The organism is Bacillus sp. B-jedd (assembly GCF_000821085.1).
Taxonomy (GTDB): domain Bacteria; phylum Bacillota; class Bacilli; order Bacillales; family Cytobacillaceae; genus Bacillus_D.
On the sequence record NZ_CCXR01000001.1, the window covers coordinates 971,660 to 991,770 of the forward strand.

Here is a 20,111-nt window from a genome sequence, read left to right on the forward strand (position 1 = left end):
TCTCCCCCTGGCAAAAAACTCGCCAAACTCAGTTGTCGCGAATCATTTCGAGCGCTTTCTCTATATACTCATCTACTCCGTTCCGGACGCCTTCCATCGTACGGACAACCGGTATATCCGGCTCGACGCCAACGGCATATGTCGAATATCCTTCCCGGCTGAAAGGTTCCGCCCCTGTCATGATTCCATGAAGATTCAGCGTAATCGGGAAAGATTGGTACGTTCCGGATGCACCGGCGGTTGGCTGGCCGACAATCGTCCCCAGTTGGTTTTCCTTTACATAAGTCAGAAAGTGCTCCGCCCGGCCGATCGTACCTCCATAAGATAAAAAGACTACCTTTCCTTTGAAAGTTTCGTCTGCGAGAGTCGAGTCAGGTGAGGGCATTTCCTCAGACGTCACATCTTTACGGTATGGATAAATGACCCTCATGACACGTTCTGCCGGCGATTTTGCAGGCTTATTCGTGATGAGATCCTTTATTTTTGCATAGGAAAAGTCATCAAGCCCCGATGTCCTCAGGTCAATAATGATGCCTTTCGCGTGTATGAGCTCTTCTCTATTTGAATCTAAGACCGGAATAGCATTCATGGCGGAATTAATGTAATAAATCCCGTTACCCAATACTCCATAATTGCCAGTGCGGTTGAATTCATCGATGTAATGCAAATCCCGTTCGGTAAAACTTACTTCGCGTTTATGCCCATCGTGGCTGTAAACTATTTTCGTTTCCATATTACCCAATACAGAATCAATAGCACTCCACAATTTAAATTGGGGTGAGCCTGGTAGTGTCTTCGCAAGTGACTCGATATAAGACTTTGAATCCTCACCATTTATTGTTTCGATGATGTCCCCAGTTTTAAATTCGCCGTATTGTGGAGCGACAGTTATCACAATCTGGCCGTCAACCAGATCAGCCACGAAGGGAAGGCGGCGATAAACATTTACTTGATCCGGAAACGAAAAGGTAGCCAGTCCGTCATTTGTTGTGAGCATGAGAGAAGATAGGGTTTCGATATAATCCTCCCGAGTTTTATTATTCGCTGCATTTTTAAGTGAGATCCCGAGTTGGCCGTTTACCTCTTCGTAGGGCATATTTGTAAACGCGGGATGGAAATGGGCGAGCATATTCCATGAGGATATAATGCCGGCATACCGGTAATCTTCATTCGCAGTCGTTAAATTCCTATCCGGGTTTAGCAGTTCTTTTTTCAGTTCTTCAAAGTCTTCCCAGCTCTTTTTCGTCGTACCAAGCGTTTTGCCGTTTTCTATATACAAAGTGAGCGGCACCGATACTCTAAGGGACTTGCCAAGCTGGCCTTCAAATTTCTCGCCTGTCTTAGGAAAATTACTGAAGAGCATTTCTTTATCAAGAAGACGGCGTCCATCCGCGAGCTTGGCTTTAGTGCGATTGCTTCGAAAGATTGGAGCCGCGTTCCCGGGCGGCCCATAATGCTGCCAGGCGACAATATCGCTCGTCGGTTTAATTTTTGCCTGCTTCGATGGCTTTTCACCTTCTATGTACAATGAAAGGGTAGGGGCGATAGGCAAAAAAAGCTCATTTAAAGCAGCCTTTAATTCCCGCTCATTTGCCGCATCCTTCACTTTTTCAGCGCCATATACACCGAACCTTGTCCAATCAAGCGAGGCAGATTCGTCACTTGGATGGAAGTAGCGGATGTAACCATACAGCCTTCCGAAAGCTTCGAGATTTGCGGCCCTTTTGTCGATATTTTGTTTTTTTATTTTGACATCAGCCTGCTTATCAGGCATGAAGTTGAGGCCAATCGCTACAAGACCAATCACAACTAATAAACCGATGATGCGTAATATCTTTATATCCATTCCTTTTCCCCCTGGAAAAACCATTCTATTATTCCATTATAAACCAGTTGATGGTTTAGGAAATATTTATTCCGAATTTTATAAAAAAGGCTATCTAATGGAAGGGGATGTTGAGTAAAATAATGGAAAAGAGTAAAGCGGGGTCCGGGATGAAAAATAGGACAATCTCTTTCTTGATACTTGCGATGACTATGATGTTTATTTATACGGCCAGTTTTGCAATAGAGTCACGAACAGTTATTAAAGACACCGATTTTGAAAAAGTAATAATTTTGAAGAGTAAGGATAGTGGGGATTCATTTGAAATTAAAGATAAAAAGACAATCGATAAAATGATCGAGCAAATAAACTCTGCTAAGAGGGAGAAACTTTCAAAAATCGTCTTCGAACATGGACCGGACGGGAGGATCTTTTTTGTAGGGGAGAACGGGAAGGAGGAGCTTCAAATTTTTCTTGATACAGGGAATGTTGTCACGGATGAGTATTATATACAATCTGATTTGGCGCAATGTTTTCGCAAAGCTGAAGGTAAGTAAAATAATTTGAAAAATGGGAACTTTCGATGAGTGGTGAACGAAGAAAGGGACAATGCATGACCGGACTAAGGGGGAGGATTAATTGAAACGGGGAGGAAAATCAGAGAGCAAAATAGAAACAGGTGACGGTTGGAACAGGACGTTTTATGGCAGCCCAACCGTAGGTGGCTTCGTTGTAGTGGGGATAATTGCAGCCTTCATTATCTACAATATTTTCTTCAAATGAAAAATAATATGCCCCCTTTTTAGGGGACATATTATCAGCATTCATTTCCACTGGTTAAAAGAATATTAAAACCAGAAAAGCCGGGAGCCAATAGCCGCGCCTGCGAAACCACCTAGGAATCCGCCCGCAAAACCACCTACGAATGCACGGCGGCCAGGTCCAAAGCCATAAGGACCATATCCATAGGGATAAGGGCCAAAACGGCGATAACCAAATCCCGGACCATAAGGATAACCCATAAATTCCATCCTCCTTTTGAAAAATAGCATCACGATCCACCTACTTGGGAGGAAAACATGATCTTGATGCTATAGTATGGAATTAATGGAATGCCTGTATAATACAAACGCTGATAGAATCAATAATTTTAAGAAAAATTGCCTATCAATGTAGTAGCTTTACAAAGAAGTCCTGAGCAAATAGAAAAAACAGCCAGCCTGCCATACCCAGTCCAATCGAAGCAAACAGGTGGATTGAATGTTTTAGAGCTAAACCTATGATTACCAGCATAACAACCGTTGATGGAATCCCCCAGACAACGCCCAAGGCGAACTTGCTTATTTTTTCGATGTGCTCTCCCTGCACATGCAGCCAGAGAATACTTAATATGCTGACAATAGGCAAAGCGGCAATGATCCCGCCTTGTGTTGGATATCTTCTTGAGAATTCAGTAATAACGGCAATAATAACTGCCGAAACGAATATTTTAACGATTGTAAACATCAGCGGCTCTCTCCCTTAATAATGAAAACGCCTCTAAGATAAGTTTTCTTTCTTCCAAGTTCATTTGTTCAAATAATAGGTGTTTAAGTTTTTCTTCATCAAGGCTTGAATGGCGATGAAGGATTTCTGTTCCCTGTTCAGTCAGTCTTAAAATAACTTTTCGTTCATCGGTTGTGCTGCGTGTTTTAAGAACAAAGTTTCTTTCCAGTAACCGCTTAATATGCTCTGAAGCCGTGTTGTGGGAAACCTGGATGGCCTCGGCAATCTCCTTTATTCCTGTTTCGTTCTCTTTTTGAATGACTTGCAGAATCCGAATGGCCTGGTGAGTCAGTTTTTCCTGGTGGATATAACGCAAGAAATAATAAATGTCTGTCCAAAGATTATTTAGTTGAGCAATCTCTTTTTGCAAAAATAACCCTCCTAATATATCGTTTTGTAAGAATATATCTCATTATACGACATAGTTTTCCGGAAATTCAATAATAACAAGTTATAATAGAGGTGCTGGGATGAAAAAGAGAAAATTGTTATTTTTTTCTTCAGGAGGACTGATGGTTTTATTGATGCTTACCGCAGGTATCTATTTCAACAAGGAGAGCCACCCGGAAATCAGAAAAACCAGCGAAACGACGATAAAATATAATGGCTTTTATTACAGGGAAATAGAGTTTTACCTTGATAGGCAAAACAAAGATACCCAGCATTTCATGGGAGTGGAGATCGATGCTCATGTTGAAAATGAGGAGCAATTTTTAATCGAAGCTAAACTTAAGAAGTTTCCGGATTTGTGGGAAACAGCTGAGAGAATTCCAAAAGAAGCGAAATTGATAGAAGGAGTCCGATACTCGGCGATAATTAAATCAACAGCCGAAGATATACTGGAGGCGGAATATAGATTGACATTCAATCATTACAATTTCAATCCGGACGATCCAGACGATCCTGCGAACTATTGATTATAAATTTCATTAATGGCTTTAGAAGATTATTAGAGATTTTTTTAAAAGGTAAAGCGAAGGAAGCGGCAACTTACTTAGAGAGGAGATGAATATAATGAATATTACTGTTAAAGAATTGCCTGAAACTGAGGTAGCTTTTTTAAGACGGACCGGGAGTTATTTTGAGCCACAGGAACATTGGGGACGGCTGCTGGATTGGGCACTTCAAAATAGGCTTTACCCTCCGCAGCAATCATTTATCGGGATTTCATTGGATAATCCTGAATTGGTTGAACCTAGCGAATGCCGCCACGATGCATGCGTAACGATTCCTGCTGGATTTGAAAAAGAGAATCATGAGGATATCCAGTTCAAGAAGTTAGAAGGCGGGCTTCATGCTGTATATCACTTCTATGATACTCCTGATAAGTTGCAGGAGGCTTATCAGTTAATGTATGAAGAATGGCTGCCTAATAGTGAATATGAACCTGATTTTGCTAGACACAATCTTGAATTTAACTTGAATAACCCCGATGAAGATCATACGGGGAAAGGAAAAGTCGATTTATATGTCCCGGTTAAAAAGAGATAAGCTTTTATAATAATTAATGAAAGGGGGAGCGCGTTAGCCCCCCTATAACAAATCCGTTCCGACAAGATATTCCGGATAAACATCAGGATGAAGAATATGGGCGATTTGCGCCAATCCATTCAACAACAGCGGGGATGGCCGGCAAAACAGCGGTTCGTCGAGTATGTAAAGCTGCTTGTTTTCAATTGCCTTCATTTGTTCCCATCCAGGCCGTTTCAAAATGACCTTCGGATTCACCTTCTTTTTGTGAACACCAACCCACACGACACAGATGACATCTGGAGCACGGTCTTTTACTTCATCCCAATCAGTCTGTACACTGGCTTCCTGCTTATCGGCAAAAATGTTCCGCCCGCCCGCAAGTGTGCTGACTTCTGTTAGCCAGTTTGCGGCACCTGGAGTGAAGACAGGCTTCGCCCACCATTCCCAATACAGGGCTTTAGGCTCCTTTACTTTTTTGCTCAAGGACTTGTAGTCTGCCAGTATTCGGTTGAATTTTTCATACTGCAGTCTCGCTGTTTCTTCAGTATTCGTGGCCTGGCCGACAAATAGGAGGCAGTCCCCGACTTCCTGTAACGTTGTAGGATTGGGAACAATGACATAAGGGAGGCCGCGTTTTTCCAGTTCCTCAATATTCCGCTCCATTCCTGGCACGGAAAGGGAGGCCAAGACAAGATCAGGCTGCAAAGCTTCCACCTTGTCCATATCGATAGCCAAATCCGGTCCCAGACGGGGCAATCCGTTGATCTCTTCCGGCCAGTTAGAAAAATCATCGACAGCGACAAGGGATGGAGCGAGCCCCAAATAAGCGGCAAGTTCGGTATTGCTTGGACAGATGGAAATCAACTTCAAAGAAAAAACCTCCCGCAAAAAAATAATGTTTATCTACTATTATATTGAAATTTCATTTTGGAAGCGAAAGTTTAACCCATGACAGGCACAGCCGGGGATGACGGATGCAAATTTTAAAGGGGGACTCATACATGAGGAAAATTTTGTTTCTGTTCGCATTAGTCATACTATTGTCAGGATGCAGAGCGGAGCCGACTTTTTCGGAAGTAAGTGAAAAAAGCGTAAATAAAAACGTTAAGGCATTCGTTCATGAAGTCAGGAATCGAAATGGAGTTCATTTGTATTTTAATGGAGAAAAGGAAGTCTACGTTTATCTAAATGGATCGAACGCCAAGCAGGGAGGTAAAGGGATGAAATTTACTGACTTTGACGTGAAAGGAAAAGGCGAGACTTTGAACATTCTTTATAATAAAGCCACAGTAGAAGAAGGCGATCAGTCAATAAATAATCCAGTGTTATATCGAATCAAGTTGGATAAGAAATATGAAAATGTAAAACCGTTTGGCAATGGTAAAGAGGTTACTTTCGGTGTGGTTTCTGGAAATCAGTAGTTGCTCAAATTTCACCAGAGGAGTGAGGTGGCAATGAATGAACTTTGATTGGATTGGCTTTTTCTTCTGGGTTTTTGTTGCAGCATCATTCTTGTTTTTAGTCGTTGGTTTATTAAAAATGTCCTCGAAAGCCTTCGGGCTTAGTGGCCTGCTGATGATATTGCCTTTTCTATATTTCCTTGGCGCGGAAAATTGGATGAGATGGCTGGCACTCTTTCCGCTAATCCCTTTTACGCTGGCTTTTTTTGCAAAAAGAAGGCAGCGTAAATTATGGAATGAATGATAGAGTGGGAAGCAGGAAAGCAATAGGTTCACCTGTTTCATTTAGTTTAATGAATCTCAGGGGAAAAAATTTAATAAATAGATCACTGCAGGAGGCGTTATGAAGAATTTCCTAGTCAAGAAAATCGAACAGCTGATGGATATTGACATAAATGTGCTGGCGAAGGAAAGCAAAGAAGAAGGCTTTCGTTTCGTCGAGAGATTGGTGAATGACTATGAAAGTGGTATGAATACATTCTGCCTTCCAGGGGAGGCTCTATTTGCCGTCTTCACACATGCTGGTGAACCGGCTGCAATTGGCGGGTTAAATAGGGACCCTTTTTCAGCAGAGAAAGCGATTGGCAGATTGAGGAGATTTTATGTCAGGCAAATATACAGGCGAACCTGGATTGGGAGCCTGCTATTAACAGAGATTCTTTCAGAAGCAAAAAAGCACTATGATACAGTCGTTCTTCACACTGACACCGTGGAAGCTGATGAATTTTATACTTCTTATGGTTTTTCAAAAGGCGAAGGATATTTAAATTCTACCCACTTCTTGAGGTTGACTGGGGAACCTGTCACAAGCGAGCATGAAAGAACAGGAATCGTACATAAGCCGCTGATAGACTGAAAGCGGAAGGAGGGAATAAAGCATGGAAGGGCTGCAAAGGATGCTCGATAGCATCGAGTATATGGAAAGTAGTTTGGATAAGGAGCTTTTGATAGAGGATATCGCAGCGGCCGCTTGTATGTCCAAGTTCCATTTTCAGCGGATGTTCAGCATGCTGACAGGCTTTACCGTCAGTGAATATATCCGGAACCGTCGCATCACGCTTGCCGCGCAGGAATTGGCCAACTCCCGTATGAAAGTGATTGATGTTGCGTTAAAGTATGGATATGAAAGCCCGGAAGCTTTTGCAAAAGCGTTCCGTCGGATTCATGGCATCAGCCCATCCGAAGTAAAGAAGAGCAGCCCATCCATGAAGGCCTATCCTAGGATTTCCTTTCAAATTCAATTAAAGGGTGATGTGGAAATGGATTACAAGATTGTTGAGAAGGAAGCTTTTACAGTTGTCGGGAAAAGCATTCGTACATCCACCATCGGAGGCGAGAACAACCGGAAGATTGCCGCTTTTTGGGTTGAATCGAATGGAAATGGATTTTCAAGGGAGCTTGCAAAAAACTGCGGTCCACTCGGATTGATCGGAGTGTGCATGGATTTTGACAGGCAGCAGGAAAATCTCACATATTTAATTGGCGCCGAAAAAAATATTGAAACGGTTCCTGAGGATTGGGAGGAGAGGCAAATTCCTGCGGCGGCATGGGCGGTATTTCCGGTACACGGCGCCATGCCAGCTACGATGCCGAAAGTATGGGGGAGGATATTCTCCGAATGGTTCCCGGCAACAGGCTACGAACATGCCGGAGGGGCGGAAATGGAAGTCTATCCAAGTGATGCCGATCCTTCGTCAGAGGATTATTATAGTGAGATTTGGATACCGGTCAAAAAATAAACCGTGCAATGAAAAGAGCTGATAATCAGCTCTTTTTTGTGTTCTGAAAATGTCATGCTTTTAGTAGGTAAAAGCCGACTCCGCTTTAGTAGATATAGAATAAACTAATGTAACCATTTTGTTGGAGTTGAGGCTGTGGAGTTATTAAATGTGAAAATAAAATTAAACGATAAAATCTCTGAAACTGTTCTTGTTTCGGAGGACCTTTGGGAGCAATGGGAACTAAAGAAAGGAATCATCTATACTCTTTCATTTGGAAATCGAACGTTTAAGACATCCTTAAATAAAACAATTAAACATGAAAAAGCGATTGGTTTTCCGAAAAAAGCAGCCATACAGTTGGGGATTCCTTTTTCAAAACAGGTCCAGGCGCGGATTGATTCCTCCACCATAAAGCTAGGGCCGTTGATTGGCATCCTTTCAGGCAATAACTGCATAAAAAGTGGGGAAATCGCAATTCAAAATAATTCCAAAAATGATGCGGAATTTGTCATGGAAATGTTATCTTCGGAAAAGTTTACCGCCCATTATTCGTTTCTATTTTCACCGGGCGATGTTGATTGGGAAAGGGAAGTGGTTTTGGGATCGTTCAGAATTGTTGATGAGACAGGGAAGGATCACTGGCGTCATTATGAAGTTCCGCTCCCGGATGTAATTTATAACAGGATGTTAAGCAGGAGGGCGGAGTATTCAGAGGTAGGGCAAAGGTTTTATGCGAATGTAAAATTGGCCAAAGACATTAAAATGTTCAATCCTCATTATTTTAGCAAGGAGTTTATACATGAAGTGCTGTTGAATGATGAAGAAGCGGTGAAATACCTTCCCGAAACGATTTTTAAGCCAAAAAAATCCGATGTATGGAAAATGGTCGAGCGCCATCGTACTGTTTTTTTAAAACCAAAAAACAGGGCAGGCGGGTGGGGCATCTTTAAAATTACCAAAAACGATGAGCGGTACATCGTCAATAATGAAAGAAGGATTGATAAGTATAAAAGCTTGAGGCGTTGTTTTAAACGGGCCGACTTTGAACAGAATAGGAAAAAATACATGGTCCAGCAGGGGATAAAGCTGATTGAAGTTGATGGAAGAAACGCGGATTTTCGGGTAAATCTTAATAAAAACAACAAGAATGAATGGGTTGTTGTAGCAAAAGCATGCAAGGCCGCCGGCAAAAAAAGCACAACGACCCATATTCGCCTGGGCGGAACTATCCATAATGGGACAGAGGTGCTTATTCAGGTGTTTAAAGACCGGGCTCCTGCCATTGAAAAGGAAATCGAGGAAGCCGTCATTATCCTCGCGAAAGCGGTTGATAAATCTATTGGCGGGCCGATTGGCGAACTGGGAATTGACCTTGGAGTTGATCAGGATGGAAAGGTATGGCTTTTTGAAATAAATTCGCTCCCCGGTAGAAGCATTTTACATGAACCTGGAATGGAAGACGCCGGCATGCTCTCGATTCATCTTTTATATGAATATAGTTATTTTCTTGCCGGTTTTCATCTTAACAGTAAGCAAGCCGAAAGGTAATAAATGAACCGAAAAGAGAGGGAGGGAATAATGAGATTATTGAAATTCAAGGAAATTGTCTCGCTAGTGCCGATACTGAAAATAAATCGCGGGATGGCTAAGGAACTCGGGATTACCAATGGAATGAAAGTGAAGCTTTGTTATGGAATGCGGGAAACTCTTGTTACCGCAAACCTCGGAGATGCTTACAAGCAGGAAACAGTATCGATTGATGGGGAAACGGCAGAAAAGCTGGGCATTGAGATGCCTGCTGAGTATACATGCAGTTTAAGAAGAAATGGCCTCTTGATTGGGCCGGTCATTGGAGTCCTTTATGGGATTAGGAATAGTAAAGGGATGGTCGACAAAATCAAAAGCTTTCCGGAAAGATATCTGCCATACTTTAAAGCAGTCTCTGAAACTGGCGGGCTGCTATACTTTTTTTCCGGAGACCAGGTGAATTATAAAGATAAAAAGATTACCGGTATCGTTTATGATTTCCCGTCTGATAGTTGGAAAGTTAAGGATTTGCCTTTTCCTGCCGTTATTTTTAGAAGAGTAAAAGCTCCTCCTGAATTGCTGTCGGCAATGGGAACCCGATTTGTAAACTTTCCATGCATGAATAAAATCACCTTCTGGCATACCTTTAATAGCCACCCTATTCTCGGCAAACACCTTCCACAGACATCGCGAAAAATTGAAAAAAGCGAATTGGATGCCTATCTCAAGAAATATGGTTCTGTCTTTTTAAAGCAATCCGGCAGAAGTAGGGGAAGAGGCATCTTTTTAATCACCAAACAAGGAAGCACTTATGAGGTGCGCGTAACTTATGAGGAAAGAATTTATACCTACTCTGAGAAGGAAATCGCCATTCTTCTGTCTAAACACCAAAAGAATTTTATGCTGCAGCAGGCGGTTGCAGTAAAAAAAGTGGATGGCAGGCCGATCGCTTACAGGGTAAACGCGGTCAAAAATGAGAGTGGCAAGTGGATGATTGCGGCTATCCACGGCCTTTCCGGTAAAAGAGAAGGAATTACCTCCCATCGGGCCACTGACGATAATGTCCATAATGGTGAAGAAATGCTGAAGGCGCAATTTCATTTTTCTTCTGCGGAAGCGAGAGGGAAACTGAAGGAGATGGAAGCGCTTGGTTTACTGCTCGCCAAGGAACTCAATGCCCTGTGTCCGCGCCTGATTGACCTGGGGATTGATATGGGGATAGATGAAAACGGGGATATTTATCTTTTTGAAAGTAACACTCTTCAGGATTTGCACCTTCCTGTCCTGGCAGGGGAAATAGAGACGTATGAAAAGCTGGTTGCCACGATTGTGAAAACCTTGTTGGCGAAGGCGATGGAATAGAAGAGGTTGATTGCCTTCTATCATCATAAGAAAGCCCTCTAAGGACCTAAGGCCTTAAAGGGCTTTTCTTCTGGGAAAATGGTTTATCCAGAATCTGTTTTTGAGAAAAAAGGTATCTTAATGATTTGCTGCAATGAGCTGCTTATCGTTGGCTGCTTTCTCTTTTTCCAGCATTTCAACTAAGGATTCAACCGTCTTCATTATCGTTTCGTGAGTGACATCTCGGCCTAAAACCGCACTGGCTCTCATAATTAATTCATCTTTATCGATTTTCATTTTTTCTACCTTCCCAATTTCTTCATATCGCATAGGCGTGGACTAATACAGTTCAATAGTCTTTGGCAAAAGGGTATCCATAACAACCAATTTATCGAGTGAACGCTTTCACTTCGAGTAAAAACCAATTCCCTGTCAGTATTATTGACGATTTTGTCCAGAAAATCAAGGTACAATTCGACTATTTCCGACCATTTTCTACAGTTTTGTCGAGCCTAACCATCAATCACCAGGGAAAAAAAGATAAGGCAAAGCTCTAAATGGAGACTTAGAACGTGAACAGCACGAGTCACCAGGTCCTTCACGTTCTAAATGGAGACTTAGAACGCGAACAGCACGAGTCACCAGGTCCTTCGCGTTCTAAATGAAGACTTAGAACGTGAACAGCAGCAGGAAGCAAGGCCTTCGCGTTCTAAACGAAGACATAGAACGCCAGCAGTACAACGCAACATTGCCCCTAACCCTAGGAATCTGCTCCTCGCCCAAGCAAATCGTGTGTAATATGCAAACTAAGCCCCTATACTAAAGAGAAATAACCAATTGGAGGGATACATTATGCACATCGAAATGTGGACTGATTTTGCCTGACCATTTTGCTATATTGGCAAAAGGCGTCTGGAGGACGCCATTCAGAAGATAGGCAAACCAATAGAAGTAACGTACCGGAGTTTCGAGCTTGATCCGAAAGCCGGCAGGGATATAAAAGAAAATATGTATGAAGTTTTGGCAAAAAAATACGGAATGAGCCTCGCCCAGGCACGAGCCAACTGCGACAATATCGAGAAAATGGCCAAAGATGTCGGGCTTGAATACAACTTTGACACATTGATTCTGACAAATACCTTTGACGCGCATCGCTTGACGATGTTAGCGAAAACAAAGGGATTAATGAAAGAAATGACTGAAAGAATTCTCCATGCTTATTTTACGGAATCAAAGCATATTGGCGACCATGCCACCCTGACCGAACTGGCTGTTGAAGTAGGGCTTGATCGGGAAGAGACTGCCAGCATGCTTGCTAGCGGTGCAATGGCCGACGAAGTCCGCGCCGATGAGCAGATGGCACAGCAATACCGAATTACTGGCGTACCTTTTTTCCTGATCAATAAAAAATACGCCTTATCCGGCGCCCAACCTACTGATGCTTTTGTCCAGGCGTTGGAGAAAGTGCTTGCCGAGGACGAAATTACCTTCATCAATCCCGCCGGAGGGGAACTGTGTGATGAAGATGGATGCGAAATCCCGAAAAAGTAGCTTCTTTTCTGGACGCGCCGATCAATTTTCTATATAGTAAATGTGACAATTGAAGACTTGGAAATGTAGGGGAGCCGGTGTGGCCGGCTGAGAAAGTATCCATAGATGCTGACCCTTTTACCTGATCTGGTTCGTACCAGCGTAGGGAACATCTTCTAGTAGACGTTTATTCGCCTATTATGGATTTTTTTATGCGCTCGGGATACCTCCGGGCGCTTTTTATTTTCCTTCACCCAACCATCTTTTCAGCCTTCATTGTCAAAAACACAACAAGGATGAGAGGGGAAAATCATGAAAAAGCTGTTTGTTTTATTATCTGCCGTTATTTTGGCCATTGGCCTCGCGGGCTGCACTTCCGGGCAAAAGGAAAGCGGTGCATCAAAATCAAAGTCTTTAAAGAAAGTTAAGCTCGTCCTCGATTGGGCGCCGAACACGAACCACACCGGCCTTTATGTGGCAAAAGAAAAAGGCTATTTCAAAAAGCACGGGCTGGACGTTGACATAATCCTTCCCGGCGAGGCGGGAGCCGACCAGCTTGTCGCTTCAGGGAAAGCGGAGTTTGGCGTGAGCTACCAGGAGTCGATTACCCAGGCAAGGATCCAGGGAGTTCCGCTCGTATCACTGGCGGCGGTCATTCAGCACAACACTTCCGGGTTTGCTTCACCCAAAGCGAAAAACATCACTTCGCCAAAGGATTTTGCCGGCCATACATACGGAGGCTGGGGCTCACCAATAGAAAAAGCGGTCCTAGAGTCGTTGATGAAGCAGGAAAACGCCGATGTTGAAAAGGTGAAAATCGTCAATATGGGCGACACCGACTTTTTCACGGCAGTTAAGCGCGATATCGACTTTGCGTGGATTTTTTATGCCTGGACAGGCATAGAGGCCGAGCTGAGGAATGAGCCGCTTAATATGGTTTATCTCACGGATTATACCCAGAAACTTGACTACTATACGCCGGTTATTGCGACAAATGAAAAGATGATTGAGAAGGACCCGGAGACTGTAAAGGAATTTGTCGCCGCCGTATCTGAAGGCTATCAATTTGCGATTAAGAATCCTTCTGAAAGTGCGGACATCCTCTTAAAGGCCGTACCGGACCTTGACCCTAAGCTTGTCAAAAAGAGCCAGGAATGGCTTTCGCCAAAGTACCAGGACGATGCGCCACGGTGGGGCGAGCAAAAGCTTGAGGTATGGAAAAACTACAGCGAGTGGATGTACGAACACGGTCTTTTGGAAAAGGAACTGGACGCCGAGAAAGCTTTTACGAATGAATTTTTGCCGGAATAAGGAGGAACAGACATGGCCAACTCTCTAATAAGTATTCAAATCATCCCAAAGACTTCATCATTGGAAGAAACGATTAAGCTGGTTGACGCCGCCATCGCAATCATCAATCAATCTGGTGTGAAGTACGAGGTTCACCCGCTTGAAACGACGATGGAAGGTGAACTCGGGCAGCTGCTTGATATTATTGCGAAAATGAACGAAAAGATGATCGAGCTTGGTTCACCGAATGTCATATCACAGGTGAAGATTCTGTACCAGCCGGATGGTATAACAATGGACAGGCTGACGGAGAAATACCGCTAATGAGTAGAATTTCAATGAAAGGATGGAGCCCGTTCGCGGTGCTCGTCCTTTTCTTTGCCGCTTGGGAGGCGCTAGTCTCAATTTTCGACATACCGGCCTGGCTGCTGCCTGCTCCTTCGGCGATTTTGAAAGAGGCTGCGGCCAGCTATCCGCTGTTCCTGCCGGATGCCGGGTCAACCGTCATGCTTGCGCTAGCCGGACTGTCCATAGGTGCGGCAATCGGCCTTTTGCTGGCGATAGTCCTCCACCTCGTACCGCCGCTCAGGACGGCTTTCTACCCATTCCTGATCATCTCGCAAAATGTCCCGATTATCGTGACAGCGCCCTTATTGGTCATATGGTTCGGATTCGGCTCTTTGCCAAAATTGATCATCATTACGCTCGTTTGCTTCTTTCCGATTACGATTGCTTTGCTGGACGGCTTCCGTAACGCGCCAAGGGAGCTGCTTCATTTTATGAAGATGTCCGGAGCCACCCCGCTCCAGACTTTTGCAAAAGTTGAATTCCCGAATGCCCTTCCGCCGCTGTTTTCAGGATTGAAAATTTCAGCGACCTACAGTGTGATGGGGGCGGTCATTTCCGAGTGGCTCGGCGCACAAAAAGGGATTGGCGTCTTTATGACTCTTTCCTCGTCCGCTTTCCGGACCGACAGGGTATTTATCGCGATTTTTATGATTGTCATCTTAAGCATGCTGTTTTACGGAGTCATAACGATGCTCGAAAAGAAGGTCGTTAAATGGACGCCGGGAGGGGAGAAATGATGGAAGTACAAATCAGGCTTGAAAACATCGGCCACTCGTTTCCCGAAACCGGTCATGTACTTGACGGCATTTCGCTCAACGTGAAACAAGGAGAATTCGTTTCGCTCATTGGCCCTTCAGGCAGTGGGAAAAGCACGATTTTCAATACCATTGGGGGTCTGCTACAGCCTGACCGGGGCGATATTTATCTGGAGGGGCGCAGGGTGAACGGGGAAACCGGGAACATCGCCTACATGCCCCAGCAGCCTACGCTTCTCCCGTGGAGAACAGTTTTGCATAATGTTATCCTTGCCCAGGAGCTTACCGGGAAACCAGATGTGGGCGAAGGGAAAAAGTGGCTTGCCAAGGTGGGACTGGGGGACTACGAAAGCGCTTTTCCCCACCAGCTATCAGGAGGGATGAAGCAGCGGGCCACCTTCATCAGAGCGATGCTCTGTCCGCAGCAAGTGCTCCTCCTCGATGAGCCATTCTCCGCGCTTGATGAGTTCACAAGGTTCGATATGCAAAAATGGCTCCTGTCGGTGTGGGAAGAAAAGCGGAAATCGGTCCTGTTCATCACTCACAATATCGAAGAAGCACTTTTTTTATCAGACCGGATCTATCTTTTATCGCCAAGGCCGGGGAAGGTCATCAAGGAGTTTGAAATACCTTTCCCGCGGCCGCGGGCGGATGGATTGCTTCTCGAGAATCAATTTTTGCAAATGAAAAGAGAAATATATGCAACCTTAAGGGAGGGAGGAGTACATGAGGGTCATTGATGCCTATATTCATCTCGATAAGTATAACAAGGCTGAAAAGGATGCCCTCCTCAACTGCCTGAATGAGAACAATATTGAAGGGCTGATTTCTGTTTCAATGGACCTTGTATCGTGCCAGGAAAACCTGAAGCTGGCATTGGGCAATCCGAGGATTTACCCGGCATTCGGTTTCCATCCCGAACAGCCATTGCCGTCGGATGAAGAACTCGTTGAATTAGTTAAATGGATTGAGGGCAACCAAGCTAGCATGGTTGCGGTCGGCGAGGTTGGCCTTCCGTATTACTCACGGGCTGAGAAAGCTGGCGCTGCTTTCCCGTATGAAAGGTATGTGGAACTGCTCGAGCAGTTCATTGTTTTGGCAAAAAAGCTCGATAAACCAATTGTCCTGCATGCCGTCTATGATGATGCGCCAGTTGTGTGCGGGCTACTTGAAAAGCACAATGCCGGGAAGGCTCATTTTCACTGGTTCAAGGGGGATGAAATGACGATTGGGCGAATGATAGCCAATGGTTATCACGTCTCTTTCACGCCGGATATCCTCTATGAGGAAGAGACGAGGGCGGTTGTGAAACAATACCCACTCGGACTGATGATGGCGGAAACCGACGGCCCGTGGCCTTTTGAGGGAATTTTCCTTGGCAAAAAAACTCATCCGAAGATGGTCCATCATGTTGTCTCGGAAATCGCGGCTATAAAAAAGATGAGGGTGGAAGAGGTTTACAATAATCTTTTGCAAAATTCGAAGAGGTTTTATGGAATTTGAGCAAGTCATTTCTCGCTGGTCGCTCCATCCGTTAAAATGAAGGAAACCTTAAAAAGAACGGAGCGGTCGCTGTGATTGTCCCACTGCACATCACCCACATCCCGAAAATACTCCAGGCCCAGAAGGAGCTTTATCGGATGAATTTCAGGAACATGGTCTTTGACAAGGAGTTTTACGACATGATCCTGTCGTGGTACGACGAGGCACTGGCCAATCCTGAGTGGAAGTCCTTTGTGCTGCTCGATGGGGAGGAAGTCGCCGGCTTTTACCTCGCCCAGTTCAAGGAGTCGGCTGGCTACCTTTCCCAGATGTTTGTCTCAGGGAAACTGCGTGGGAAGGGATACGGCAAGCTGCTACTTGACCACTTTGAACAGGGCGTGGAGGAGAAGGGGTATTGTATCCTGCAATCAAGCGGCATAAATGAGAGCGCCGTCGCCTTTTACAAACGCAACGGCTACGATATTCTCCGCACCTATGAAGACGAGAACGGCGACCCGCGGTATTTAATGATAAAGTTTGTTTAGTCTATTTCAACTTGGTGCCTTTACCAGTGATATTTTTGATAAAAGGCAATGTACTGTGTTGTTGCCTTTCCCGAGATGTTTTTATTAAAAAGTAGCCAACCCCTGGCAGCACGCCGACTGTCACATTTTAATAAACAAGTTAACAAGTCCACCTAACAAAAAGCTGCCTTTAAGGCGGCTTTTTTGCGTCAAGTGGGGTAAGAAATAATTATTGACAATTTTCCTACAAAAAGCATAGAATAAAACCTATCAAAAAGTTTCCTTAACTCAACATTATGTCTGATGGTAAATAAAATATTGGAGGCTTCTTTTATGGCTATACACCAAGAAGGACACAATAAACACAATTTTAGGCTGCAATCCAGCGCAAGCCTTACCCTTTCAGGGGAGGCAAGGGGATTAAAGGGATTGCTGCCTTTCATGGGCCCAGCTTTTATTGCTGCCGTCGCATATATTGATCCTGGCAACTATGCGACCAACATTGCTGCCGGATCAGCATATGGATATACCCTCCTTTGGGTCATCCTCGCTTCAAATCTTATGGCCGTCCTCATCCAGATGATGTCCGCAAAGCTCGGGATTGCAACAGGTAAGAATCTTCCTGAAATGTGCCGGGACCGCTACTCGAAAAAAACATCCATATTCTTATGGATTCAAGCTGAGCTCGTTGTCATGGCAACCGACCTGGCGGAATTCATCGGGGCCGCATTAGGACTATACTTACTTTTCGATATCCCAATGATTGTCGCCGCCCTGCTCGCAGCTCTTGGGTCCTTTGCAATCCTCGAGCTGCAACGAAGGGGAATACGGCCGCTGGAAGCCATCATCACGGGGATGATATTCGTTGTCGTGATCGCTTTCGGGATCCAGGTGTTTTTTGCAAAACCGGAAGCCGGGCCTTTGCTTTCTGGTTTACTCATTCCAAGGTTCGAGGGTACCAACAGCGTCCTATTATCAGCCGGAATGCTCGGCGCGACCGTCATGCCTCATGCGATTTACCTGCATTCCGCACTTACGCAAAGAAGGATTGTCGGGAACAATGCTGCTGAGAAAAAGAGAATATTTAAATATGAAACGATTGATGTCATCATTGCCATGGTGATTGCGGGGGGAATCAATGCGAGCATGCTCATCGTCGCAGCGGCTCTCTTTCATAAATCTGGCCTGAATGTCGAGGATCTCGATGTCGCTTATCAAAACTTCGACCAGCTCCTTGGATCGTCAGCCGCGATTTGTTTCGGAGTAGGGTTGTTGATGGCCGGGCTGTCCAGTTCCTCCGTTGGGACGATGTCAGGTGACATTATCATGCAAGGCTATATCCGCCGCAGAATTCCTCTGTATCTGAGACGTTTTATCACAATGGTGCCGCCGCTCGCAATTATTTTGCTAGGCATTAACGCAACAAAGGCACTCGTCCTCAGCCAAGTTGTACTGTCATTCGGGATTGCCTTCGCGCTCATTCCGCTGATTATCTTTACGAGCAATAAAAAGATCATGGGCGGCCTCGTCAACCGGAAAATCACGACGGTCATCGCCTGGCTAATCGCCGCAGTCATTATTGCCTTGAACGTGTTCCTGCTCGTCGACACCTTCTTCGGATAAGAGGGTTCTGGCAAAAGGCGTATTGTCCCTTAGAGGATTAATTCCCACAAAAATTGAATAAGCAGCAGGACTAAAAAATGAAGCGCTGATCCTAACGGGTCAGCGCTCTTTTCGAGGAGGTCAATATTCATAAAAACAAGTATTGATTAAGGTTTTACAGCGTCAATAATCAATGAAGGAAAAACTAGTTTATCTCCCTTGTTCCTGGGATCGAATTTTTTGGAGCGAAAAACAACTCCTTCTGCACCATTCCAACTATTTTCATGAAAATTCCCGTCTTCATCGAAGTACTCAAGCAGCTTAACCTCAAACCCGGCAGATATAAATATCTTTGTTAATGTTTGATAATTATAGACTACTTTATGTGTTGCCGCAGGATGGTCCTTAGGGCCAGGACCGCCAACCTGTATAAGCTTTTGGTAGTACTGATTAGGAAAATAACCGTCTGGGACTGCGCAACGAATATAACCTGAGGGTTTTAAGTAGTCGTAACAGATCCTGGCTGCCTCTAACCCTTCGTCAAACGTAAGATGCTCCCATACATGCTCCGCTAAAATAGCCGAGACAGACCCCTTATCAAATCTGTTTTTCCAAGTGCTTTCATCCAGTAAATTCAAATCACTTTCGTCGGTATGCAGCCACCCCGGGTTATTCATATATTCCCCTGCACCAACTACAATTCTGATAGTGTCCGCTCTTTGACTCATATAACCATCCCCAAAAAGTTGATAGTAAAAGTATAATTTAATTACATGGACAAATCTGCTTAAAGAACGTAAGTAATTTGAGTGTTGGAAAATTGTGTTAATATACAAGTATAACTGGAAGTTTTAAAAGGAGTGAATACTTAAATTGAATAATATGCTGTTCAAACTTATGGTGTTAGGAATTGCCATTCTCGGCTGTTTACGGACGAACTCGCTACAGTCCTGATGCTGTAATTTATTATTATTGTTTTAAGCGCCATTCACTTAACTATAGAGGACTTTTAAGCTGACTGGAAACGAAACAACATAATAACCACTAATAAGGGGAAAAAATGATCAATTACAAAGAAATTGATAAGTCGTATTTTGAACAATATGACACCATTCCGATGCTAGTGCATGTAAAAAGTATTCTCGCCTTAAAGAAAATTGAAAACGGATTGGGCGGGATTTTGCTAGAGGAAACTCCTGTGAAAGAATACATAAAGGATTTAGGCAGTTATGCAAAAGCGACTGAATATGCTGCTGAATTTGACATCACCAATTGGGGTTTCTTCATGGCCTTTGATGGTGAGAAACCAATAGCGGCTGCTACGATCGTGGCGAAACCAAAAGATATCCGCCTAGTGGATGGGAGGGAAGACCTTTGTTTGCTTTGGGATTTAAGGGTGGATGACTGCTATAAGCAACAAGGAGTCGGAACTACGCTGCTAAACATGTCCGTTGAATGGTCCAGGTCCAAAGGATATCAACAAATGAAAATAGAATGCCAGAATAATAATGTCCAAGCATGTAAGTTTTACAAGAAGCAAGGAGCGGTTTTAGGCAAAGTCGACGAGTATGCCTATTACACGGAAGCCGCAGTCAAAAATGAAGTTCAGCTTGTTTGGTATTTGAATTTATAGATTAAATTATTTTAAGACCAAAAATGAAGGAGGAGAAAGATTAATTGCAATTGTA

26 protein-coding genes and 1 riboswitch are annotated in these 20,111 nt (G+C 44.1%); of the genes, 19 read left to right on the forward strand and 7 right to left on the reverse strand.

Annotation, left to right across the window (positions count from 1 at the left end):
- Positions 1-28: 28 nt before the first annotated feature.
- Positions 29-1,846: a S41 family peptidase gene (locus BN1002_RS04955; protein ID WP_048823907.1), complete on the reverse strand. Its 1,818-nt coding sequence runs from the start codon at positions 1,844-1,846 to the stop codon at positions 29-31.
- Between the two features lie 149 nt (positions 1,847-1,995).
- Here BN1002_RS04955 and BN1002_RS04960 point away from each other — a divergent pair, with 149 nt between their 5' ends.
- Both BN1002_RS04960 and BN1002_RS23590 read left to right on the forward strand, forming a co-directional pair.
- On the forward strand, positions 1,996-2,382 hold the full coding sequence (locus tag BN1002_RS04960; protein ID WP_148362733.1) for a hypothetical protein: 387 nt from the start codon (positions 1,996-1,998) through the stop codon (positions 2,380-2,382).
- A gap of 82 nt (positions 2,383-2,464) precedes the next feature.
- Entirely contained in the window at positions 2,465-2,608 is a 144-nt protein-coding gene (locus tag BN1002_RS23590) for a hypothetical protein (protein ID WP_156129697.1), read from the forward strand.
- Between the two features lie 65 nt (positions 2,609-2,673).
- On the opposite strand, the gene BN1002_RS04965 is transcribed toward BN1002_RS23590, so the two are convergent.
- The 3 genes from BN1002_RS04965 to BN1002_RS04975 form a co-directional block, all read right to left on the reverse strand.
- Positions 2,674-2,847, reverse strand: coding sequence for a hypothetical protein (locus tag BN1002_RS04965; RefSeq protein ID WP_231574973.1), 174 nt, complete (start codon positions 2,845-2,847; stop codon positions 2,674-2,676).
- A 145-nt stretch (positions 2,848-2,992) separates the two neighbouring features.
- Complete coding sequence (locus BN1002_RS04970; RefSeq protein ID WP_048823910.1) at positions 2,993-3,331, reverse strand: DUF3147 family protein; 339 nt, start codon at positions 3,329-3,331, stop codon at positions 2,993-2,995.
- Positions 3,315-3,740: a MarR family winged helix-turn-helix transcriptional regulator gene (locus BN1002_RS04975; protein ID WP_048823911.1), complete on the reverse strand. Its 426-nt coding sequence runs from the start codon at positions 3,738-3,740 to the stop codon at positions 3,315-3,317. Before BN1002_RS04975 ends, BN1002_RS04970 begins: the two co-directional genes overlap by 17 nt.
- 142 nt (positions 3,741-3,882) lie before the next feature.
- Here BN1002_RS04975 and BN1002_RS04980 point away from each other — a divergent pair, with 142 nt between their 5' ends.
- Both BN1002_RS04980 and BN1002_RS04985 read left to right on the forward strand, forming a co-directional pair.
- Entirely contained in the window at positions 3,883-4,287 is a 405-nt protein-coding gene (locus tag BN1002_RS04980) for a hypothetical protein (RefSeq protein ID WP_148362734.1), read from the forward strand.
- A 97-nt stretch (positions 4,288-4,384) separates the two neighbouring features.
- A complete protein-coding gene (locus tag BN1002_RS04985) occupies positions 4,385-4,861 on the forward strand; it encodes an AraC family transcriptional regulator (RefSeq protein WP_048823914.1) in 477 nt (158 codons plus the stop codon).
- 42 nt (positions 4,862-4,903) lie between these two features.
- Here the strand turns inward: BN1002_RS04985 and BN1002_RS04990 are convergent, their stop codons facing one another.
- Positions 4,904-5,713: a cobalamin-binding protein gene (locus BN1002_RS04990; protein ID WP_048823915.1), complete on the reverse strand. Its 810-nt coding sequence runs from the start codon at positions 5,711-5,713 to the stop codon at positions 4,904-4,906.
- 131 nt (positions 5,714-5,844) lie between these two features.
- Here BN1002_RS04990 and BN1002_RS04995 point away from each other — a divergent pair, with 131 nt between their 5' ends.
- The 6 genes from BN1002_RS04995 (at position 5,845) to BN1002_RS05020 (ending at position 10,913) form a co-directional block, all read left to right on the forward strand.
- Positions 5,845-6,264, forward strand: coding sequence for a membrane lipoprotein lipid attachment site-containing protein (locus BN1002_RS04995; protein WP_048823917.1), 420 nt, complete (start codon positions 5,845-5,847; stop codon positions 6,262-6,264).
- A gap of 37 nt (positions 6,265-6,301) precedes the next feature.
- Positions 6,302-6,547: a PTS sugar transporter subunit IIC gene (locus tag BN1002_RS05000; RefSeq protein WP_048823918.1), complete on the forward strand. Its 246-nt coding sequence runs from the start codon at positions 6,302-6,304 to the stop codon at positions 6,545-6,547.
- A gap of 99 nt (positions 6,548-6,646) precedes the next feature.
- Positions 6,647-7,159, forward strand: a complete 513-nt coding sequence (locus BN1002_RS05005) for a GNAT family N-acetyltransferase (RefSeq protein ID WP_082036137.1) — start codon at positions 6,647-6,649, stop codon at positions 7,157-7,159.
- 22 nt (positions 7,160-7,181) lie between these two features.
- Positions 7,182-8,042, forward strand: a complete 861-nt coding sequence (locus BN1002_RS05010) for an AraC family transcriptional regulator (RefSeq protein WP_048823919.1) — start codon at positions 7,182-7,184, stop codon at positions 8,040-8,042.
- Between the two features lie 150 nt (positions 8,043-8,192).
- A complete protein-coding gene (locus BN1002_RS05015) occupies positions 8,193-9,572 on the forward strand; it encodes a YheC/YheD family endospore coat-associated protein (RefSeq protein ID WP_148362735.1) in 1,380 nt (459 codons plus the stop codon).
- Between the two features lie 30 nt (positions 9,573-9,602).
- Positions 9,603-10,913, forward strand: coding sequence for a YheC/YheD family protein (locus tag BN1002_RS05020; RefSeq protein WP_048823923.1), 1,311 nt, complete (start codon positions 9,603-9,605; stop codon positions 10,911-10,913).
- 117 nt (positions 10,914-11,030) lie between these two features.
- On the opposite strand, the gene BN1002_RS23595 is transcribed toward BN1002_RS05020, so the two are convergent.
- The gene (locus BN1002_RS23595) at positions 11,031-11,189 is read right to left on the reverse strand and encodes a hypothetical protein (protein WP_156129698.1); all 159 of its coding nucleotides are present in this window, start codon (positions 11,187-11,189) and stop codon (positions 11,031-11,033) included.
- Between the two features lie 600 nt (positions 11,190-11,789).
- Here BN1002_RS23595 and BN1002_RS05025 point away from each other — a divergent pair.
- The 8 genes from BN1002_RS05025 to BN1002_RS05060 all read left to right on the forward strand — a co-directional run bounded on the left by BN1002_RS05025 (position 11,790) and on the right by BN1002_RS05060 (position 18,444).
- Complete coding sequence (locus tag BN1002_RS05025; protein WP_269429816.1) at positions 11,790-12,443, forward strand: DsbA family oxidoreductase; 654 nt, start codon at positions 11,790-11,792, stop codon at positions 12,441-12,443.
- A gap of 57 nt (positions 12,444-12,500) precedes the next feature.
- Positions 12,501-12,608, forward strand: a riboswitch (TPP riboswitch).
- 126 nt (positions 12,609-12,734) lie between these two features.
- On the forward strand, positions 12,735-13,733 hold the full coding sequence (locus BN1002_RS05030) for an ABC transporter substrate-binding protein (RefSeq protein ID WP_048823925.1): 999 nt from the start codon (positions 12,735-12,737) through the stop codon (positions 13,731-13,733).
- A gap of 12 nt (positions 13,734-13,745) precedes the next feature.
- Complete coding sequence (locus BN1002_RS05035; RefSeq protein WP_048823926.1) at positions 13,746-14,036, forward strand: thiamine-binding protein; 291 nt, start codon at positions 13,746-13,748, stop codon at positions 14,034-14,036.
- Entirely contained in the window at positions 14,036-14,797 is a 762-nt protein-coding gene (locus BN1002_RS05040; RefSeq protein WP_048823927.1) for an ABC transporter permease, read from the forward strand. Before BN1002_RS05035 ends, BN1002_RS05040 begins: the two co-directional genes overlap by 1 nt.
- Positions 14,797-15,555, forward strand: coding sequence for an ABC transporter ATP-binding protein (locus BN1002_RS05045; protein WP_048827749.1), 759 nt, complete (start codon positions 14,797-14,799; stop codon positions 15,553-15,555). Before BN1002_RS05040 ends, BN1002_RS05045 begins: the two co-directional genes overlap by 1 nt.
- On the forward strand, positions 15,542-16,318 hold the full coding sequence (locus BN1002_RS05050; RefSeq protein WP_048823928.1) for a TatD family hydrolase: 777 nt from the start codon (positions 15,542-15,544) through the stop codon (positions 16,316-16,318). Before BN1002_RS05045 ends, BN1002_RS05050 begins: the two co-directional genes overlap by 14 nt.
- A 71-nt stretch (positions 16,319-16,389) precedes the next feature.
- Entirely contained in the window at positions 16,390-16,842 is a 453-nt protein-coding gene (locus BN1002_RS05055; protein WP_048823929.1) for a GNAT family N-acetyltransferase, read from the forward strand.
- A gap of 312 nt (positions 16,843-17,154) precedes the next feature.
- On the forward strand, positions 17,155-18,444 hold the full coding sequence (locus BN1002_RS05060; RefSeq protein ID WP_048823930.1) for an Nramp family divalent metal transporter: 1,290 nt from the start codon (positions 17,155-17,157) through the stop codon (positions 18,442-18,444).
- A gap of 146 nt (positions 18,445-18,590) precedes the next feature.
- On the opposite strand, the gene BN1002_RS05065 is transcribed toward BN1002_RS05060, so the two are convergent.
- Positions 18,591-19,151, reverse strand: coding sequence for a class I SAM-dependent methyltransferase (locus BN1002_RS05065; protein WP_048823932.1), 561 nt, complete (start codon positions 19,149-19,151; stop codon positions 18,591-18,593).
- A gap of 332 nt (positions 19,152-19,483) precedes the next feature.
- Between BN1002_RS05065 and BN1002_RS05070 the strand changes: the two genes are divergently transcribed.
- Positions 19,484-20,056, forward strand: a complete 573-nt coding sequence (locus BN1002_RS05070) for a GNAT family N-acetyltransferase (RefSeq protein WP_048823933.1) — start codon at positions 19,484-19,486, stop codon at positions 20,054-20,056.
- The last annotated feature ends 55 nt before the right edge of the window (positions 20,057-20,111 follow it).

Bases quoted from the DNA above. Each gene is read 5' to 3' on its own strand.
- BN1002_RS04965 (WP_231574973.1), bottom strand. From the start codon at position 2,847: ATGGGTTATCCTTATGGTCCGGGATTTGGTTATCGCCGTTTTGGCCCT.
- BN1002_RS05040 (WP_048823927.1), top strand. From the start codon at position 14,036: ATGAGTAGAATTTCAATGAAAGGATGGAGCCCGTTCGCGGTGCTCGTC.
- BN1002_RS05045 (WP_048827749.1), top strand. From the start codon at position 14,797: ATGGAAGTACAAATCAGGCTTGAAAACATCGGCCACTCGTTTCCCGAA.
- BN1002_RS04960 (WP_148362733.1), top strand. From the start codon at position 1,996: ATGAAAAATAGGACAATCTCTTTCTTGATACTTGCGATGACTATGATG.
- BN1002_RS05050 (WP_048823928.1), top strand. From the start codon at position 15,542: ATGAGGGTCATTGATGCCTATATTCATCTCGATAAGTATAACAAGGCT.
- BN1002_RS04985 (WP_048823914.1), top strand. From the start codon at position 4,385: ATGAATATTACTGTTAAAGAATTGCCTGAAACTGAGGTAGCTTTTTTA.
- BN1002_RS05060 (WP_048823930.1), top strand. From the start codon at position 17,155: ATGGCTATACACCAAGAAGGACACAATAAACACAATTTTAGGCTGCAA.
- BN1002_RS04955 (WP_048823907.1), bottom strand. From the start codon at position 1,846: ATGGATATAAAGATATTACGCATCATCGGTTTATTAGTTGTGATTGGT.
- BN1002_RS04995 (WP_048823917.1), top strand. From the start codon at position 5,845: ATGAGGAAAATTTTGTTTCTGTTCGCATTAGTCATACTATTGTCAGGA.
- BN1002_RS05005 (WP_082036137.1), top strand. From the start codon at position 6,647: ATGAAGAATTTCCTAGTCAAGAAAATCGAACAGCTGATGGATATTGAC.
- BN1002_RS04980 (WP_148362734.1), top strand. From the start codon at position 3,883: ATGGTTTTATTGATGCTTACCGCAGGTATCTATTTCAACAAGGAGAGC.
- BN1002_RS23595 (WP_156129698.1), bottom strand. From the start codon at position 11,189: ATGAAAATCGATAAAGATGAATTAATTATGAGAGCCAGTGCGGTTTTA.
- BN1002_RS04970 (WP_048823910.1), bottom strand. From the start codon at position 3,331: ATGTTTACAATCGTTAAAATATTCGTTTCGGCAGTTATTATTGCCGTT.
- BN1002_RS05030 (WP_048823925.1), top strand. From the start codon at position 12,735: ATGAAAAAGCTGTTTGTTTTATTATCTGCCGTTATTTTGGCCATTGGC.
- BN1002_RS05000 (WP_048823918.1), top strand. From the start codon at position 6,302: ATGAACTTTGATTGGATTGGCTTTTTCTTCTGGGTTTTTGTTGCAGCA.
- BN1002_RS05070 (WP_048823933.1), top strand. From the start codon at position 19,484: ATGATCAATTACAAAGAAATTGATAAGTCGTATTTTGAACAATATGAC.
- BN1002_RS05035 (WP_048823926.1), top strand. From the start codon at position 13,746: ATGGCCAACTCTCTAATAAGTATTCAAATCATCCCAAAGACTTCATCA.
- BN1002_RS05010 (WP_048823919.1), top strand. From the start codon at position 7,182: ATGGAAGGGCTGCAAAGGATGCTCGATAGCATCGAGTATATGGAAAGT.
- BN1002_RS05020 (WP_048823923.1), top strand. From the start codon at position 9,603: ATGAGATTATTGAAATTCAAGGAAATTGTCTCGCTAGTGCCGATACTG.
- BN1002_RS05065 (WP_048823932.1), bottom strand. From the start codon at position 19,151: ATGAGTCAAAGAGCGGACACTATCAGAATTGTAGTTGGTGCAGGGGAA.